Origin of the sequence: Anaerococcus obesiensis, from assembly GCF_016599815.1 — a bacterium.
Lineage (GTDB): Bacteria > Bacillota > Clostridia > Tissierellales > Peptoniphilaceae > Anaerococcus > Anaerococcus vaginalis.
In genome coordinates, this window is sequence record NZ_CP067016.1 from 1,151,932 (window position 1) to 1,168,786 (window position 16,855).

At 29.1% G+C, this 16,855-nt stretch carries 18 protein-coding genes and 1 pseudogene; 18 read left to right on the top strand and 1 reads right to left on the bottom strand.

Features of this window, described 5'->3' with window-relative positions:
• The first annotated feature begins 142 nt into the window (after positions 1 to 142).
• From I6H46_RS05755 to recA, 3 genes are all read left to right on the top strand, one after another.
• Positions 143 to 2,404, top strand: coding sequence for a DNA translocase FtsK (locus tag I6H46_RS05755; RefSeq protein WP_200225564.1), 2,262 nt, complete (start codon positions 143 to 145; stop codon positions 2,402 to 2,404).
• A gap of 1 nt (position 2,405) precedes the next feature.
• Complete coding sequence (gene pgsA, locus I6H46_RS05760; RefSeq protein WP_004838382.1) at positions 2,406 to 2,936, top strand: CDP-diacylglycerol--glycerol-3-phosphate 3-phosphatidyltransferase; 531 nt, start codon at positions 2,406 to 2,408, stop codon at positions 2,934 to 2,936.
• Between the two features lie 73 nt (positions 2,937 to 3,009).
• Positions 3,010 to 4,080, top strand: a complete 1,071-nt coding sequence (gene recA / locus I6H46_RS05765) for a recombinase RecA (protein WP_200225567.1) — start codon at positions 3,010 to 3,012, stop codon at positions 4,078 to 4,080.
• Positions 4,081 to 4,146: 66 nt separating this feature from the next.
• Here recA and I6H46_RS05770 read toward each other — a convergent pair whose 3' ends face one another.
• Positions 4,147 to 5,190: a DNA polymerase IV gene (locus I6H46_RS05770; RefSeq protein WP_019118028.1), complete on the bottom strand. Its 1,044-nt coding sequence runs from the start codon at positions 5,188 to 5,190 to the stop codon at positions 4,147 to 4,149.
• Positions 5,191 to 5,291: 101 nt separating this feature from the next.
• Between I6H46_RS05770 and I6H46_RS05775 the strand changes: the two genes are divergently transcribed.
• The 15 genes and pseudogenes from I6H46_RS05775 to I6H46_RS05845 form a co-directional block, all read left to right on the top strand.
• A complete protein-coding gene (locus I6H46_RS05775; protein WP_004838385.1) occupies positions 5,292 to 5,537 on the top strand; it encodes an RNA-binding S4 domain-containing protein in 246 nt (81 codons plus the stop codon).
• Complete coding sequence (locus I6H46_RS05780) at positions 5,530 to 5,847, top strand: FtsB family cell division protein (RefSeq protein ID WP_019118027.1); 318 nt, start codon at positions 5,530 to 5,532, stop codon at positions 5,845 to 5,847. The genes I6H46_RS05775 and I6H46_RS05780 overlap by 8 nt, the downstream gene beginning before the upstream one ends.
• On the top strand, positions 5,819 to 7,207 hold the full coding sequence (gene tilS, locus I6H46_RS05785; protein WP_019118026.1) for a tRNA lysidine(34) synthetase TilS: 1,389 nt from the start codon (positions 5,819 to 5,821) through the stop codon (positions 7,205 to 7,207). The genes I6H46_RS05780 and tilS overlap by 29 nt, the downstream gene beginning before the upstream one ends.
• Complete coding sequence (gene hpt, locus I6H46_RS05790) at positions 7,204 to 7,755, top strand: hypoxanthine phosphoribosyltransferase (protein ID WP_019118025.1); 552 nt, start codon at positions 7,204 to 7,206, stop codon at positions 7,753 to 7,755. The genes tilS and hpt overlap by 4 nt, the downstream gene beginning before the upstream one ends.
• Positions 7,756 to 7,855: 100 nt before the next feature.
• Positions 7,856 to 8,347: a DUF5673 domain-containing protein gene (locus tag I6H46_RS05795; protein WP_004838389.1), complete on the top strand. Its 492-nt coding sequence runs from the start codon at positions 7,856 to 7,858 to the stop codon at positions 8,345 to 8,347.
• Between the two features lie 72 nt (positions 8,348 to 8,419).
• Positions 8,420 to 9,211 (top strand): type III pantothenate kinase, encoded by a 792-nt coding sequence (locus I6H46_RS05800; RefSeq protein ID WP_004838390.1) that lies wholly within the window; start codon positions 8,420 to 8,422, stop codon positions 9,209 to 9,211.
• Positions 9,189 to 10,154: a tRNA dihydrouridine synthase DusB gene (gene dusB, locus I6H46_RS05805; protein ID WP_200225569.1), complete on the top strand. Its 966-nt coding sequence runs from the start codon at positions 9,189 to 9,191 to the stop codon at positions 10,152 to 10,154. The genes I6H46_RS05800 and dusB overlap by 23 nt, the downstream gene beginning before the upstream one ends.
• Positions 10,155 to 10,158: 4 nt before the next feature.
• Positions 10,159 to 10,632, top strand: a complete 474-nt coding sequence (gene greA / locus I6H46_RS05810; RefSeq protein WP_019118023.1) for a transcription elongation factor GreA — start codon at positions 10,159 to 10,161, stop codon at positions 10,630 to 10,632.
• A gap of 8 nt (positions 10,633 to 10,640) precedes the next feature.
• Entirely contained in the window at positions 10,641 to 12,554 is a 1,914-nt protein-coding gene (gene lysS, locus I6H46_RS05815) for a lysine--tRNA ligase (RefSeq protein ID WP_200225571.1), read from the top strand.
• A 63-nt stretch (positions 12,555 to 12,617) separates the two neighbouring features.
• On the top strand, positions 12,618 to 12,899 hold the full coding sequence (locus I6H46_RS05820; protein ID WP_001267200.1) for a CD1845 family protein: 282 nt from the start codon (positions 12,618 to 12,620) through the stop codon (positions 12,897 to 12,899).
• 84 nt (positions 12,900 to 12,983) lie between these two features.
• Complete coding sequence (locus tag I6H46_RS05825) at positions 12,984 to 13,757, top strand: replication initiator protein A (protein ID WP_200225573.1); 774 nt, start codon at positions 12,984 to 12,986, stop codon at positions 13,755 to 13,757.
• Complete coding sequence (locus tag I6H46_RS05830; protein WP_200225575.1) at positions 13,754 to 14,581, top strand: ATP-binding protein; 828 nt, start codon at positions 13,754 to 13,756, stop codon at positions 14,579 to 14,581. The genes I6H46_RS05825 and I6H46_RS05830 overlap by 4 nt, the downstream gene beginning before the upstream one ends.
• Positions 14,574 to 15,059 carry a PcfB family protein gene (locus I6H46_RS05835; protein ID WP_000606600.1) on the top strand — a complete coding sequence of 162 codons (486 nt, stop codon included), beginning with the start codon at positions 14,574 to 14,576 and terminating at the stop codon, positions 15,057 to 15,059. The genes I6H46_RS05830 and I6H46_RS05835 overlap by 8 nt, the downstream gene beginning before the upstream one ends.
• Positions 15,056 to 15,790, top strand: coding sequence for a phage antirepressor Ant (locus I6H46_RS05840; RefSeq protein WP_019118579.1), 735 nt, complete (start codon positions 15,056 to 15,058; stop codon positions 15,788 to 15,790). The genes I6H46_RS05835 and I6H46_RS05840 overlap by 4 nt, the downstream gene beginning before the upstream one ends.
• Positions 15,783 to 16,778: pseudogene (locus I6H46_RS05845) on the top strand (type IV secretory system conjugative DNA transfer family protein); the annotation flags it as partial. The gene I6H46_RS05840 and the pseudogene I6H46_RS05845, both read left to right, overlap by 8 nt.
• Positions 16,779 to 16,855: the final 77 nt, after the last annotated feature.

Below are 16,855 nucleotides of genomic sequence, written 5' to 3' on the forward strand. Positions count from 1 at the left end.
TGAATTAATTATTTTTCTTGTGCGAAAATTTTTAATTCATTTTGTACCATAAATAAAATTTTGTAGAAGTTAAAAGAAGGCTGCCATTTATTAGGCAGTTTATTTATTTTCTCCTTTGTTATATAATCTATGTGAGGTGAATATGGCAAATACAAATTCAAATAGAAAAAGAAAAAAATCTAAATATTCAAAAAAATCTGCAAATAGAAAATTTAATAAGAAATCATTTTCTATATTTTTTATGTTTATCTCTCTAATAGGATTTATATTTTTAATTCTTCCAAATACCGGAAGATTGGGAGATTTTATTACATATACAAATTTTAGAATTTTTGGATTTATGTCTTACTTTGTTTTTATTTTTAGTTTTATAAGTTTTTTATTTGTATTTATGGATAAATTCAAAAAAAATCTTAGGATATTTAATATTTTATTTATCCTGATTTTATTAACCATGGCAATTTTATCTATGAAATTTTTGGATAAAACTTTGTCCCTATCAATTAAAAATGCTGAAAAAATGATAAGAGAATCTGGTGGTATTTTGGGAGTAAATATTAGTTTTTATCTAGAAAGGCTTATAGGTAGTGCAGGAATAATAATTTTATATATTATTTTTTGGATTTCTTTAATTAAAAATTTATTAGGCATATCTTATAAGGACTTAATTACGAAGACCAAAGAAAAAACTGTAATTTTTGGAAATTTTATGGGAAAAAACTATATGAAAATTTCCAACAAAATAAAAACTTATTTTAGAGAAAAAAAGCTTAAAAAAATTAGAAATAATAGAGAAAACAAAAAAAGAGAAGAAATAGACAAAGAAGAAGATTTAAGCAAAAATAAAATTATAAAGATTGAAGAAGAAGTAGAAAAAGAAAATAAGGATGATTTTGACCAAAGGTTTGAAAAGGCAAAAATAAATTCCTACAAATCAAAACAAGTCGATTTATCAGATTTTGACCAAACTTTTAAGGAAGAATATACTTTAAATTATAAATTCCCAAAACTAGATCTTCTTGATGACAGGGATGATGATAGCGAGCTTGACCAAAATGATATAAAAGATAAAGCAAGAAGAATTGAGGAGTGCTTGGATTCTTTTGGTATAAAATCAAAAGTTGTTCAAATTAATATTGGACCAAGCGTAACTTGTTTTGAATTAAAACCTCAAAGAGGTGTAAAAGTTTCAAAAATTTTAAATTTATCTGATGATTTATCCCTTGCACTTGCAACAAGCGATATAAGAATTGAAGCGCCAATTCCTGGCAAAAGCCACGTTGGAATAGAAGTTCCAAATTCACAAAAAGAAGTTGTTGGCTTAAAAGAAATGATTGCAAGCGAAGAGTTTATGAAAAGCTCTAAAGAACTTCCTTTTGTTTTGGGAAAATCTATATCAGGCTTGCCAAAAGTTTCTGCAATAGAAAAAATGCCCCATCTTCTTGTGTCGGGTGCGACAGGATCTGGAAAAAGTGTTTGTATAAATACGATTATAATGTCAATTTTATATAAGCATTCGCCAGATGAAGTTAAATTGCTTTTGATAGATCCAAAAATCGTAGAGCTTTCAATTTATAATGGAATTCCTCATTTAATTATGCCAGTTATAACTGATCCAAAAAAAGCATCGTCTTCATTATTTTGGGCAATTAGGGAAATGGAAAGACGTTATAAATTATTTGAAGAAAATCATGTAAGAGATATTTCATCATACAGAGATTTATCAGAAATTGATGAAAATATAGAAAAACTTCCTTATGTTGTTATAATAATAGATGAGTTATCAGATTTAATGATGACAGCTGCAAGTGAAGTTGAAGATTATATTACAAGACTTGCTCAAAAATCTAGAGCTTGTGGAATCCATTTGATAATTGCAACTCAAAGGCCAACAGTTGATGTAATAACTGGAACAATCAAGGCAAATATTCCATCAAGAATTGCTTTTGCAGTTACAAGTCAAATTGATTCAAGAACAATTCTTGATATGAGCGGAGCAGAAACTTTGCTTGGAAAAGGAGATATGTTATTTTCTCCATCAGATGCAATGAAGCCTATGAGAATTCAGGGAGCTTTTGTATCGGATTCTGAAGTTTTGAGAGTTGTAAATTATATAAAACAAACTCGCGAAGAAGAATACGATAAAAAAGCTATGGAAACTGTTGAGGAAAAAACAAAAATTGTTGAAAATGATGATGAAGATGAATTGATTGATGAGGCAATAGAAATTATTATAAATGAAAACACTGCTTCAGTTTCTCTTTTGCAAAGAAAATTAAAAGTAGGATATGCTAGAGCTGGGAGAATAATTGACCAATTGGAAGCTCGTGGCGTAATCGGTGGTTACGAGGGCAGTAAGCCTAGAAAAGTTTTGGTAGATCATAGCTATTTAGAAGGAGAGTAATATGAATATAGCAAATAAAGTTACAACCGTAAGAATGATTTTGGTGCCAGTATTTGTGGTATTATATTTAATTTTTGGTAGAATGTATAATGTTGCTGCAATTTTATATGCAGTTGCATCATTGACAGATGCTCTTGATGGACATCTTGCAAGAAGTAGAAATTTGGTTACAACTTTTGGGAAATTTATGGATCCATTAGTAGATAAAATTTTGACTATGGCAGGATTTGTTTTATTGACAGCAACAAATATAATCCCAAGCTGGGCAGTTATTTTAATAATTTCAAGAGAGCTAATTATTACAGGACTTAGAACTCTTGCAGCAAGTAACAATATAACAATTGCAGCAAGCAAGGGCGGAAAAGCAAAAACAATGAGCCAATGCGTATCTACTGTAATGCTATTATTAAATAATCCTACATTAAATTCAATAGGTCTTGTTTTATTTTATGTAGCAGTTGTATTGACAGTGCTTTCAGGAATTGATTATTTAGTTAAAAATAAAAAAGTTTTAAATTTAGACGATATATAAATTTTAAAGAAAATTTTTTAGATTTTTGAAGACAAGTTTTATTTTTTAATTTATAAAATAGGAAGGAAAATATATGGCTAAAGAAAAAGAAAAAAACACAGATAATGATAAAGAAAAAGCCCTAAGCCAAGCTTTTAAAAATATTGAAAAAAAATATGGTAAGGGTGCTATTATGAAAATGGGCGAAGCTCCAAAGGTTGATGTAACTGTAATTCCAACTGGCGCAATAAATCTTGATATTGCTCTTGGAGTTGGTGGACTTCCTAGAGGAAGAGTTATAGAAATTTTTGGACCAGAATCTTCTGGTAAAACAACTCTTACTCTTCACTGTATTGCTGAAGATCAAAAATTGGGAAATACTTGTGCCTTTATTGATGCTGAGCATGCTATGGATGCAGAATATGCAAAAAAATTGGGAGTAAATATTGACGAATTAATTTTATCTCAACCAGATACAGGAGAACAAGCGCTAGACATTGCAGAATCTTTGGTAAGATCTGGTGCGGTTGATTTGATTGTTGTCGATTCAGTTGCAGCTCTTGTTCCAAAAGCAGAAATTGAAGGACAAATGGGAGATAGCCACATGGGTCTTCAAGCAAGACTTATGAGCCAAGCTTTGAGAAGATTGACTGGAATTATTTCAAAAACAAATACCACAGTTATTTTTATAAATCAATTGAGAGAAAAAATTGGAGTTATGTTTGGTAATCCTGAAACAACAACTGGAGGTAAGGCTCTTAAATTTTATTCATCAGTAAGACTTGATATTAGAAGAATAAAAGGAATCCAACAAGGCGATGATTATATAGGAAATAGAACTAGGGTAAAAGTTGTAAAAAATAAGGTGGCTCCTCCTTTTAAAGTTGTAGAATTTGATATTATGTATGGACAAGGAATTTCAAAATCTGGAGTAATTTTGGATTCTGCAGTTGATGAAGACATAGTAGAAAAAGCAGGAAGCTGGTATTCTTATAATGGAGAAAAACTTGGTCAAGGTAGGGAAAATGTAAAAACATATCTTGAAGAAAACGAAGACATTCTCCACGAAATTGAAGAAAAATTAAGAGAAAATATAAATTCTGACAAAAAAGATTCAAAAGAATCTGAAAATGTTGAAGAAAATTTTGAAAACGAAGAAGAATAAAAAAAATCGCAAGCTAGTAGAAAATTCTATTATCTTGCGATTTTTTATTTATAAATTCTTAAAAAATTATTTATCGAATAAGCTTAATTGAGTATGATTCTTTTTTGATAAATTTGATAGGGAAATTCCTATAAGCCTTAAATTTTCGTTTGAAATAATTTGATCTAACAAGTCCTTGGCAATTTCTGCAATATCTTCTTTTTTTGATATTGGAGAAAGTAGGGTGTAGGATTTTGTATGAGTTTTAAAATATTCTGTTTTTATTTTTAAATTTACAGTGTAGGCTTTTATATCTTTTGCTTTCAAATCTTCTTCGATTTTTTGGGAAATTTCGTCTATATAAGCGTATAAAATTTTTAAATCTTTGGTATTTTTTCTAAAGGTAAATTCTCTGCCTATTGATTTTCTTTTTGTATTTGTTTGAACTTTTCTATTATCTTCGCCTCTTATAACCTTATAAACATATCTTCCTTGCTTGCCAAAAAGTGATTGTAGAAATTCTTGGTCAAGTTTTAATAAATCTTTGATTTTATAAACTCCAATATCTTTTAATTTTTGAACAGACTTATTTCCAAGTCCGTGAACTTTTTTAATATCTAAATTTTTTAAAATTTCAGGCACTTCTTCTTTGCTTATTTCTTTTATGCCCATCGGTTTATTCCAGTCGCTTGCAAGTTTTGCCAAAAATTTATTGTAAGAAATTCCAATTGATACTCCAATTCCCGTTTCTTTTAAAACTTGATTTTGAATTTTTTGTGCTAAAATTTTTTTATCTTCATTATTGTCTATAAAAATATATGCCTCATCAATTGAAACCTGTTCTATTGTATGTGAATAAGATTCTATAATATCAAAAACTTCTTTTGATTTTTTCTTGTAATATTTTCTGTCAACTTTTACCATAATTAAATCTGGACAAAGTTGTTTGGCAATAAAAACTGGCATGGCAGAATGGATTCCATACTCTCTTGCCTTATAATTTGCTGTTGTAATTATTGATTTATTTGAAAGACCGCCGACAGCCATTGGGAAATTTTTTAAATTTGGATTTCTAAGCTCTTCGCATGATGCGTAAAAGGCGTCGCAGTCTATATGAAAAATTTTATTCATAATATCACCATTACAATTATACTCATAATAAAAAATAAATGAAATTGTTTTATTATGGACTAAATGGGTCTTTATTTGTTATAATTAATTAAGGTGATTTAATGAGAATAGATAAATTTTTAAAAAATTCAAGAATAATTAAAAGAAGGCAGGTTGCAAAAGACGCTTGCCTAAATGAAAGAGTAAAAATAAATGGGAATATTGCCAAGGCAGGAAGTGATGTAGAATGTGGAGATATAGTTGAAATTTGCTTTGGAAAAAGTAATTTAAAAGTAAAAGTTCTTGACTTGATTGATGGTGCTAAAAAAAATGACGCAAGTGAAATGTATGAGGTTATAGATGAATAAATGTGAAAAATACCTTAAAAATAGGTCAAAAAAGAATAAAAGATTTTTGATGGGAAGTATCCTTGTTTTTGTATTGGTATTTATTTTGTCAAAATCATTTAATAGCAAAGTAAATGCACAAATTGTGGATTTAAATGCTAATATTAAAACAACAAACAGCAAAATTTCTAGCATAAGAGGAGAAATTGACTCTATAAAAGAAGACTATGAAAATAGAAATACAGATGAGTACAAGGAAAAAATAGCTAGAGAAAAATTAGGTATGATTAAGAAAGACGAATATGTGTACAAAGACGAAAATAATAAATAAGTTTAAGTCCACAATAGAAAAAAATAATCTAATAGAAAAAAATGATACCATAATTGTTGGAGCAAGCGGTGGTCCTGATAGCCAATTTTTAATTTATTTGTTAAATGAAGTAAAAGATTGCTACAAAATAAATATAGTTCTTGCCCACCTAAATCATCTGCATAGGCTTGATGCAAATGAAGATGAAAAATTAGTTATAAAAACTGGAGAGAAATTGGGATTTAAAACATTTATAGACCATAAGTCTATGGATGATTACGCAAAAAAAGAAAAAATTTCAGCGGAAAATGCTGGAAGAATCTTAAGGTATAATTTTTTTAGGTCAATAAAAAATAAATACGAAAATGCAAAAATAGCAGTTGCCCACAACAAAGACGATCAGGCAGAAACGGTTCTTATGAGAATAATAAGAGGATCAGGTCTTGATGGACTTAGGGCAATGGATTATAAGAACAAAGATATAATTAGACCAATGATGGACTTTACTAAAAGTGAAATTCTGGAATTTTTAGATGAAAATAAAATTTCCTATCACATAGACTATACAAATTTGGAAACTGATTATACCAGAAATAAAATTAGACTTGAAATAATACCAGAAATCGAAAAAATAAATCCGAATTTCAAAAACTCTTTAGTTTCCTTATCAGAAATTGCAAAAAGTGATTATAAAATTTTAAGAAAAGTTGAAGACAAAAATCTAGAAAAAATTCTTATAAAAAAAGATACAAACCATATTTCTTTTGATAAAAATGAATTTGAAGATATTTCAGATGCGTTGAAGGCAAGGCTTATAAGAAGGACTATAGAATTTTTATATGGAAATATCAATGATTTTTCTAAAACAAATATAGACGATTTTATAAAAATAAGGTCATTAGAAAATGGGAAAAAAATTATTAAAGATGATTTAATCTTTGAAAAAAATTATAGGTCTTATGATTTTTACATAAAAAGAAAAACTATTGAAAAAAATTTAAAAGAAATCTATATGAATTCAAATGATAAGAAAATTTTTGGAAATTATAAATTTAAAACAGCTCTTGTTTCTTATGATTTTTATAAAAATTCTAGCAAAAAAAATAGAGTTTTTTATAGTTTGGAAAATTTAGATGATATTTCAATAAAAATCAGGTATAGAGTAAATGGCGATTATTTTACCGCCATGAAAAATGGAAAAAGAAAAAAACTCAAAGATTTCTTTATTGATGAAAAAATTGATAGAAAAGATAGGGACAAAATTCCACTTTTATTTATAAACAACAAGCTAGCATGGATTGTTGGGAAAAGAAGAAGTGAGGATTTTAAAGTAAAATATGACGATACGAATATTTTAATGGTAAGTGTGGAGGAGTTATGAAAATTGATTTAGAAGATGTAATAGACCAAGTACTAATTGATGAAGAAAGTTTAAATAAAAGAATAAAACAGCTTGCAGGTCAAATAAACGAATATTATTTAGACAAAAACGAGCTTGTACTTGTGGGAATTCTAAAAGGTTCAATTATGTTTATGGCTGAACTTGCCAAAAATATTAAATTAGATTGTACTTTAGAATTTATGGATGTTTCATCTTACGAAAATGGCACACAATCTTCAGGAAATGTAAAAATAATAAAAGATTTGGATACAGATATTACTGGAAAAGAAGTTTTATTAGTTGAAGATATAATTGATACAGGAAGAACATTAGATGCCTTGAAAGAGTCTTTAATAAAAAGAGGAGCAAATTCTGTAAAAATTATAACCTTACTTGATAAACCAGAAAGAAGAGAAATAGAAATAAAACCAGATTGGTCTGGCTTTAAAATTCCAAATGAGTTTGTAGTTGGCTACGGACTTGATTATATGCAAATGTATAGAAACCTACCCTTTATTGGGGTTTTAAAAAGAGAAGTTTATGAGTAAAATAAAGATAGAAAAATGTTAAAATCTTATTAAATTTGGCTTTATTTCATTTTTTGAAAAAAGCCTTATTTTTTGAGTTTAAATAAAAATAGGAGGTAATATGAAACAATTTGACAAATTTATTATATTAATTTATGTAGGACTTATAGCATGGCTTGGATTTAAATTATTTAAAAGCAAAAAATCAGTTAAAAATTTACAAGGCGATGTAAAAAGTTTTGGAAAAAGATCATCAACTATGGAATATATTTTGTTTGGGCTTTTAATTGTAACAGGAGCTATAAATTTATTTCAAGGAATCAGAATGAAAAATCAAACAGGTCTTATGACAGCATCTGTAATGATAGTTATGGGATTAGTATTTTTCCTAAATACAAAAACAAAAATTTATATTGGAGAAAATGGAATCTTATTAAACGATTCATTTTATACTTACAAAGAATTAAAAAAATGGGGATTTGATAAAGAACGTGGAAATTTGGTAGTAATTACTAGAAAAGACCATCAAGATAATCAAGAATCAGTTCAAGTAAAATTTGAAGATATTGAACAAATAAATACCCTAATAAGAAAATATAAATTAGGTAAATAATCTTGAAAAATCAAACAAGATGATGTATCATATTAGAGTTAATGTTGAGATTATAAAAATTTAGGAGAATATATGCTACTTGTAGTAGATGTCGGCAATACAAACACTGTGATTGGCGTTTACAATAAAAAGAAATTAAAAACAAAATTTAGAATTACAACAAATCAAATTGTAACAAGCGATGAAATAGTTCAAATTCTATATAATTTTTTGGCAATTCATAAAATTGATAAAGATAATATAGAAGATACAATAATATCATCAGTAGCACCCGATGTTTTATATTCATGGCAATCTGCAAATAGAAAATTTTTTGGAAGAGAAGCTATGATTGTAGGAATAGGCACAAAAACTGGAATTGATATAAAATATGATAATCCAAGAGAAGTTGGTGCTGACAGGGTAGTAGATGCTGTAGCAGCTTACGAAATGTATGGAGGACCTACTATAGTAGTTGATCTTGGAACTGCATCAACCTTCGATGTTGTAAATAAACATGGACAATATTTGGGAGGATCTATTGCACCAGGACTCAAAACAAGTCTTGATGCATTAATAGATAGAACAGCTCAACTTCCAAGAATTGAATTGCATGATCCATCATCAGCCATTGCAAAAAATACATCAGAATCAATAAATGCTGGAATGGTTTTTGGATATATTGGTTTGATTGATGGAATAATTGAACAGTTGATAAAAGAAATTATTAAAAAAGAAAATATCACAAAAGAAGAAATAAATATAGTTTCAACTGGAGGATATTCTGAATTATTGGCATCAGAGTCCAGATACATCGAAATCGTAGAAAATGACCTAACCTTAGAAGGTTTAAGATTGATTTATGAGAGAACAATTAAAAAATAAACAAATAATGTTGGCACCCTTGGCTGGAGTGAGTGATGTTGGTTTTAGGTTGATTGCAGAAAAATACGGAGCAGACAAAACCTTTACAGAAATGGTTTCAGTAAATGCTCTTTATTATGACAATCAAAAAACTGACGATTTGTTATTTATTTCAGAAAACGAAAAAAATTGTAACATACAAATTTTTGGTTCAAAACCTGACATAATTGAAAAAGTAGTAAAAGATAAAATAAATCCAATTGAAAAGTCAAAAGAAATTTCTTTTAATATGGGCTGTCCTGTAGCAAAAATCACAAAAAACGGCGAAGGAAGCGCCCTTATGGCAAAGCCAAAATTAGTTGAAGATATTTGTAAGACTTTGAGAAAATCTACTGACAAAAAAATAAATATCAAATTTAGATTAGGAATTGATGGCAAAAATTTAAATTATTTAGAAATAGGAAAAATTGCCCAAGATGCTGGAATAGATTATGTGATTTTGCACGCAAGAACAAAAGAACAGATGTATTCAGGAAAGGCTGATTGGAATCATATAAAAATATTAAAAGAAAATCTCTCAATTCCAGTTATAGCAAATGGAGATATATTTTGTGTAGAAGATTTTGTAAAAGTAATTGATAAAACAAAAGCTGATGGGGTAATGCTTGCAAGGGGAGCAATGGGCAATCCTTTTTTATTTAAAGAAATAAAAGATTATATAAATAAGGGATTTTATGAAAAGCCATCTTCCAAACAAATAATTGACCAACTTATAGAACAATACAAATTAGAATTAAAATATAAAAAAGGAAAATTAGTAGTAACGCAAATGAGAAAACACCTATCATGGTATATAAAAGGACTTAAAAACTCAAGCAAAATCCGTGATTTGGTTAATAAATTAAATACAATTGAAGAAGTGATGGATGCCTTAGAAAAATATAAATCCACACTGAAAGGATGATAAAATGACAGAACAAAAAGAAGTAATTCTATCAAAAGAATACCTACAAAAATTACAAGACGAACTAGAATATTTAAAAACAAAAAGAAGACCAGAAATAGCAGAAAAAATTAAAGAAGCAAGATCTTTTGGAGATCTTTCAGAAAATGCTGATTACGATGAAGCTAAAAACGAACAAGGCGAAGTCGAATCAAGAATTGCAAAAGTTGAAGATATGATTAGACATGCCAAAACTTTTGAAGATTCTACAAATAAAGATGAAGTTAGCGTAGGAAGTAAAGTTTTAATTCACGATGAAGAATTTGATGAAGATTTGGAATATAAAATAGTAGGAACAGCTGAATCAAATCCACTTGAAGGATTTATTTCAAATGAATCTCCTGTCGGAGAAGCTTTACTTGGAAAGAAAAAAGGCGATAAAGTAGAAGTTGTTACACCAAATGGAAAATGCTACTATACTATTAAAGAAATAAAATAGGAGTAAATATGGCTAATAAAAATCAAGATCTTAATGAAATGCTTCAAATTAGGAGGGAAAAGCTTGAAAAATTAAAAGCTGAAGGAAAAAACCCTCACGCTATTGTAAATTTTAGAAATAGAAGCTTATCCGAAGATATAAAAGATAATTTTGAAGAATTTGAAGGAAAAATCGTAAGAGTTGCTGGAAGAATTATGGCAAGACGTGGCCATGGAAATATGAGCTTTATGGATGTTCAAGATTCTCTTGGACAAATTCAAGTTGTAAACCGTAAAAATATCATGGGAGATAATTTCAAAGAAACAAAAGGATATGATATTGGAGATATAATAGGAATAGAAGGAAAAGTTTTCAAAACAAATCAAGGCGAAATTTCTATAGAAACAGAACACGCAGATCTTTTGACAAAATCTTTGCAAATTTTACCAGAAAAATGGCATGGACTAAAAGATCCTGATATAAGATACAGGCAAAGATATGTAGATTTAATTGTAAATCCAGAAGTAAAAGATGTTTTTGTACTTAGAAGTAAAATAATATCTGAAATTAGAAAATTTTTAGAGAATAGAGGATTTTTGGAAGTTGAAACACCAATATTAAATACAATTGCAGGTGGAGCAAGTGCAAGACCATTTATAACCCACCACAATAGTTTGGATATTGGAATGTATTTAAGAATTGCATCAGAGCTTTATTTAAAAAGATTAATTGTTGGTGGATTCGATAAGGTTTATGAAATAGGTAGAATGTTTAGAAACGAAGGCATGGATGCAACTCATAATCCAGAATTTACAACAATGGAATTATATCAAGCCTATGGCGATTTTGAAGACATGATGGAAATTACAGAAACAATGGTAGAAGAAGTAGCAAACAAAGTAAAAGGAACTACCCTTGTAGAATTTGATGGCAAAGAAATTGAATTAAAAACTCCTTGGAGAAGAATTTCTATGATTGATGCTGTAAAAGAATATTCTGGAGTAGATTTTAATGAAATTACAGAATACGAAGATGCAGTAAAAATTGCTAAAGAAAAAAATGTAGAAGTAAAATCAACAAGAGGCGAAATAATTGCAGAATTTTTCGATGAATTCGTTGAAGATAAATTAATTCAACCTACATTTGTAATTGATTATCCAGTAGAAATATCTCCACTTGCAAAAAGAAAAAATGATGACGAAAGCTTAACTTATAGGTTTGAAGCTTTTGTAAACGGAGCAGAAATTGCAAATGCCTTCTCAGAATTAAACGATGCAGTTGATCAAAAACAAAGATTTTTAGATCAAGTTGCAAAAAGAGAATCAGGCGATGATGAAGCACACATGATGGATTACGATTTTGTAAATGCTCTTGAAGTAGGAATGCCTCCAACAGGTGGACTTGGAATTGGAATTGACAGATTAATAATGATATTAACAGGTCAACGTTCAATAAGAGACGTATTACTTTTCCCAACAATGAAGCCAATAGGCTTAGAAAAGGCAGAAAATAGGGGTTTGTCAAAAGAAACTTACGAAACTTACGACAAACTTACGACAGAAGAAATTGACCTTTCAAAAGTGAAAGTTGAACCATTATTTGAAGATATGGTAGACTTTGAAACTTTCTCAAAATCTGATTTTAGAGTTGTAAAGGTTAAGAACTGCGAAGAAGTTCCTAAGTCAAAAAAACTTTTGAAATTTACATTAGATGATGGTTCTGAAAAAGAAAGAGTTATTTTATCTGGTATTAAGGAATATTACAGCGCAGAGAGCTTAATTGGAAAGACACTACTTGCAATTTGTAATCTTCCTCCTCGTAAGATGATGGGAATCGACTCAGAAGGTATGATTATATCTGCAATTTGTGAGTATGACGGTGAAGAAAAACTTAACTTAATAATGCTGGATGATAATATTCCAGCAGGATCAAAATTATATTAAAGGACACGCTAATTATGAAACTGGGGTTTGTTATGAATCCCAGTTTAATTTTTAGGAGTATGTATGAGATGGATAATTAGAATAATTTTATTACCGATAAGATTAGTGTTGAGTTTGCTCATAGCTTTTTTAACCTTCATATTAAGTTTGAGTACTGCGTTGTTAAGCGTAGTTTCTACTTTGATTTTTATAATTGGAATAGCTAGCATTTTTCAAGGAGACAAGCAAATTGTAATTGAAGCACTAATATTAGCATTTTTATTTAGTCCATTTGGATTACCTAAATTAGGTATATATGTTATTGGATTATTAGAATTATTAAACTATACAATAAAATCAATTTGAAGAAAAATAAATATAAGACAACCGTAGACGATAGAAAGCAATAATTCTGTCGTCTTTTTGTTATTTCAAAGAAAGGAGGTAAGAATGAATTTTGATTATTTTTATAATAGGCAATCTGAGATGTATAACTTCATTAGGTTACCTATGGTATTAATGGAAGATGAGATTTTTGAGAGCATTTCTATTGAAGCTAAAGTTTTGTATTCATATATGCTTAATCGAATGGGGCTTTCATATAAAAATGGCTGGATAGATGAAGATGGAAAAGTCTTTATTTACTACACAATGGATGCTATTAAAGAGCAATTTAACTGTGCTAATGATAAAGCCTTAAAGATTATAAATGAGCTTGATACAAAATCAGGAATAGGACTGATTGAAAAGAAAAGACAAGGACTTGGAAAGCCTAACAGAATTTATGTTAAAGACTTTATGAGTGTTTTCTATGATTCAAATAATAGAAATCCAGATTTCCGAAAAGCAGAAGTCCAGAATTCCGATAATCGGAATTCAAGAACTCCGAATAACAGACTTCAAGATTTTCGAAAATCGGAAGGTAACTATAACAATATTAATAATAATGAGTTAAGAAAGAATGATTTTAGCAAAGGGCAAAAACCTTATGGAATATATAAAAACATATTTTTGACTGATGAAGAATATAAGGACTTAACAAATGAGTTAGGAAGCAGGATTAGTGAGTATATTGATAGGTTGTCGTCATATATGAAAGCAAATAACAGAGTGTATCAAGATCACAAGGCAACGATAATTAATTGGTATCTTAATGATCAGGCAAAAAACATTAATGATAATACAACAAGGAAAATGAATTACGATATAGGAGAGAGTTTATGAAGAACTTAAAAGATTTTGTATTAAGAGAAAATGATATTGAAAGAAATGGACATATCTATTGCAAGGTATGTGGTAAAAGAGTCGATGGAGAATTACTTGACTTTGGCTTTACAAAGTTTATTCCCAGAATTAAATGTGAATGTGAAATAAAGAGAGATAAGGAAAATGAAGAAAGAGAAAGACTGATGAAAATATCGTCATTGAAAAGAGATTGCTTCTCATCGCCGCTCCAACACCAATATACTTTTGAGAAATTCCTAAATGAAAAGGGACAAGATTACAAGGTTGCTTACAATTATGCCAAAAGTTTTGAGCAAATGAAGAAGGACAATGTTGGACTTTTATTTTATGGAGATGTTGGCAGTGGAAAGACTTATCTTGCTTGTTCTATTGCAAATGAATTAATTGAAAGAGAACAAGTTAAAGTTAAGATTATGAATTTATCTCAGGTTATAAACCAAATACAAAAATCAGCATTTAAGCTAGATTCAAATGAAATTATAGATAACCTATCAAACATTCCGTTGTTAATTTTAGATGATCTTGGAATTGAAAGGGATACATCTTATGCAAGAGAACAGGTATATAACATTATAAACTCAAGATACTTAAAAGGCAGGCCGACAATTTTTACTACAAACTTATCATTGGAAATTATTCAAAATCCTAATATAGACCTTGAGTATCAGAGGATATATTCAAGAATACTTGAAATGACAATACCAGTTAAAGTTACGGGAGAAGATTTTAGAAGAAAAATCCATCAAGAGAAGTTAAGAAAATACAAAGAGTTACTTTTATATGGAGGTGGAATAGATGATTAATGAAGAAGTATCTAGGTCAAGTCTTAATCTTGAAGTAAGACTTGCAAAAGCAACAAGTAAAGCAATTCTTGATGCCTTAAAGAAAGTTCACAAGCAAATAGAGGAACAAGGAGGCTTGAAAAATGTAATAAAAAATAACGGAGAAGAAGTAAAGCTAAAAGATATGGTTAAAAAAGGACAGTTAGAAGAAATCAACCTAAAAGATCCTGAGTTAAAAGAATTAAAGAAAATTTTAAATAAACACGGAGTGAAGTTTTCTGTTATGAAAGATAAGGAAACTGGTAACCACTCTGTGTTTTTTCAATCTAAGGATATAAAGGTAATGGAACATGCCTTTAAAAAAGCGGTTAAGGCTTCTGAAAGAAAAGCCGATAGGAAAGATTCAATAACGAAGACAATAAATAAGTTTAAAGATATGGCTAAGGACACAATTAGTAAAGATAAAGTTAAAAATAAACATAAGGAGCAAAGCTTATGATAAGTAATTTAGAAACATTTGAAAATAAGAATTTTGGGAAACTCACTGTTATAGAAAAAGACGGTGAGTTTTTCTTTATAGCTAAAGAAGTAGCAGCTATGTTAGGATATGTCAATCCAAGAAAAGCTGTTTATGATCATGTAGATGAAGAAGATAAGGGTGTAACGAAATGGAACACCCCTGGAGGAATACAGAATATTTCAATAATTAATGAGTCAGGATTGTATTCACTTATCCTCTCATCAAAACTACCACAAGCAAAAATATTCAAAGCTTGGGTAACTAGAGAAGTCTTACCAAGTATTAGAAAAAATGGAGGATATATAGCTGGTCAAGAAAAGAAAACTAACGAAGAGCTACTAGCAAATGCAATTCTGGTAGCCAATAGAATTATTTCCGAAAGAGAAGAAGAAATTGAAGAATTAAGACCAAAGGCAGATTATTATGACAAATTAGTAGATTATAATCTACTTACAAACTTTAGAAATACTGCCAAAGAGTTAGGAATACCACAAAATCAATTTATAAGTTTTCTAATGGATAAGGGATTAATTTATAGAGATAAGAAAAAGAAACTCTTACCTTATGCAGATAAGAACAAGGGATATTTTGAAGTAAAAGAATGGGTTGATCCACTTGGTACACTTGTAGGCATACAAACATTTATAACACCAAAGGGAAGACACTACCTACTAATTTTATTAGATAGCGAAGGTTTCTACGATGAATAAGGTATTAGAAGCCATTCTTTCTGATATTAAAAACTTAATTAAAATAGACAACCCAAAGAAATTTATATTATCAAACATTCCTTATCTATCCTTTTTCTACATTGGAAATATCTTTTCTAATCACATCAATTCTTATGTTGGAGGAGATATTATTGATAGAATAATGGTGGGAATTTCTGATATAGGAACTTTATCTTATATACCAAGTATTAATCCAAGGGACTTGTTAATAGGTATTTCAGTTGCTGGTCTTGTTAAGCTAATTGTTTATAGTAAAGGTAAAAATAAAAAGAAATATAGGCAAGGTAAAGAATATGGATCTGCAAGATGGGGAGAAAGCAAGGATATTGCTCCATACATTGATCCGAAGTTTGAAAACAATGTTCTTATAACTAATACCGAAAGACTAACAATGAATTCAAGACCTAAAAATCCTAAGTACGCTAGAAATAAAAATGTACTAGTAATAGGTGGTTCTGGATCAGGTAAAACAAGATTTTATGTAAAGCCAAACCTAATGCAAATGCACTCTTCCTATGTAGTAACAGACCCTAAGGGGACACTTGTGTTAGAGTGTGGAAAAATGCTTTATGAAAATGGGTATGACATAAAGATTTTAAACACAATAAACTTCAAAAAGTCTATGAAATACAATCCCTTTGCATATTTGAGAAGTGAAAAAGATATTTTAAAGCTTGTTCAAACTATAATTGCAAATACTAAGGGAGATGGAGAAAAGGCAGGAGAAGATTTCTGGGTAAAAGCTGAAAAGCTATATTACACTGCCCTTATCGGTTATATATATTATGAAGCACCAGAAGAAGAAAAGAACTTTAAGACACTTTTGGATATGATTGACGCTAGTGAAGTAAGAGAAGATGACGAAACCTATATGAACCCAATTGATAGGCTCTTTGAAGCTCTTGAAAAGAAAGATCCTACTCATTTTGCAGTTAAGCAATATAAGAAATATAAGCTGGCAGCAGGAGTAATAGAATTAAGGAGAACACTTAATCACTATTTTAGTGAAATATGTACTTCTTAATTCTTTTTTTATTGAAAAAT